At 58.6% G+C, this 1,416-nt stretch carries 2 protein-coding genes; both read left to right on the forward strand.

The genetic code is table 11. The annotated features are described in order from the left end of the window. Positions 1-229: 229 nt before the first annotated feature. Complete coding sequence (locus Mcas_RS19370; RefSeq protein WP_353740396.1) at positions 230-382, forward strand: hypothetical protein; 153 nt, start codon at positions 230-232, stop codon at positions 380-382. 94 nt (positions 383-476) lie between these two features. After that, the coding region (locus tag Mcas_RS15805) for an Rpn family recombination-promoting nuclease/putative transposase (RefSeq protein ID WP_235203667.1) at positions 477-1,416 on the forward strand (940 nt) is incomplete at its 3' end.

Below are 1,416 nucleotides of genomic sequence, written 5' to 3' on the forward strand. Positions count from 1 at the left end.
CAGGCGCTGCGGCGGGATACCACCGGGTTCCATGTGCCCGTACTGCACTATCTTGTTGCCCGATATGACTGGGTCAGCCGGGAGTCTGGTTCGCCAGTTCCTGTATGACATCAACCCTGAACAACCAGAGGAGGAGATTAACGCCATGTTGTCCATCTTTGCACGCGAGGAACAGGAAAAGGGACGTCAGGAAGGACGTCAGGAGGGCGTTGCCACGATGCTGTTGCGCATGCTGCGGGCCCGGTTTGCGGCAGTTCCGCCCGGAATCGAGACCATGGTCATGACAGCCGATACATCCCGGCTGGAGCACTGGGGCGACCGTATTTTCAGTGCCCAGTCGCTGCAGGATGTCTTCGGCGAGGAAGTGTGCCGGCAGCATTGAGTCTGGTGAGTGAACAACAAACCCGATCCACAGGCAGGCAGGAGGTACCATGACCGACCCCAGTCCACAGGTCCACGACAAGTTTTTCMRGGAGATGATCAGCGATCCTGCCACTGCGGATGCTGTCGTCCGCTGGCTGTTGCCGCCGGATGTTGCGCAATTCCTGTCTGCCGATCCGGTTGAACTGGTTGATGCCACCTTCATCCAGCAGGAGCTGAATGAGTACCGGGGGGATTTCCTGTGCCGTTTCCGGATGGTCAACGACATGACGGGGTTTGTCTACACCCTTGTCGAACATAAAAGCTCTGCCAGATCCGGAACATTCCGGGTACCGGTGCAGTTGCTCTCCTATGCCTCCAGCTGGATCCGCGACTGGGAGCGCAACCATTCCCGGCAGGGTCCCATTCCGCCCATCATCACCGTGGTTGTCTACCATGGCCGGGAAGAGTGGCAGGACCCGCGAACCCTGAGCGGACTTTACCAGGTTCCTCCTGGCCTCACTCCGCTACTGCCGGAAATACAGTACCTGCTGGTGCAGTTGCCCCAGCGTGATGATGCCGAGTTTGCCACCCTGACACCACGCGGACAGGTTGGCATGCTGGTTCTGAAATATGTCAACCTGGACGGTGTGGCAAAGGAGAAGATCATTCCCACCATCGTACAGGCGCTGCGGCGTGATACCACCGGGTTTCATGTGTCCGTACTGCACTATCTTGTTGCCCGATATGACTGGGTCAGCCGGGAGTTGGTGCGCCAGTTCCTGTATGACATCAACCCTGAACAACCAGAGGAGGAGATTAACGCCATGTTGTCCATCTTTGCACGCGAGGAACAGGAGAAGGGACGCCAGGAGGGACGTCAGGAAGGACGTCAGGAGGGCGTTGCCATGATGCTGTTGCACCTGATRCAGGACAAGTTYCAGGCCATGCCACCGTGGGTGGAAAGAACCGTCACCTCTGCCGACCTGCCCACGCTGGAGCAGTGGGTTACGCGCATCCTGCGGGCACAGTCGCTGCAGGATGTCTTCGGCGAGG

The sequence above is a fragment of the Candidatus Magnetobacterium casense genome (assembly GCF_000714715.1).
Classification (GTDB): Bacteria; Nitrospirota; Thermodesulfovibrionia; order Thermodesulfovibrionales; family Magnetobacteriaceae; genus Magnetobacterium; species Magnetobacterium casense.

Excerpts from the sequence above, each read along its gene's own strand:
- Mcas_RS19370 (WP_353740396.1), top strand. The coding sequence starts at position 230 with ATGCTGCGGGCCCGGTTTGCGGCAGTTCCGCCCGGAATCGAGACCATG.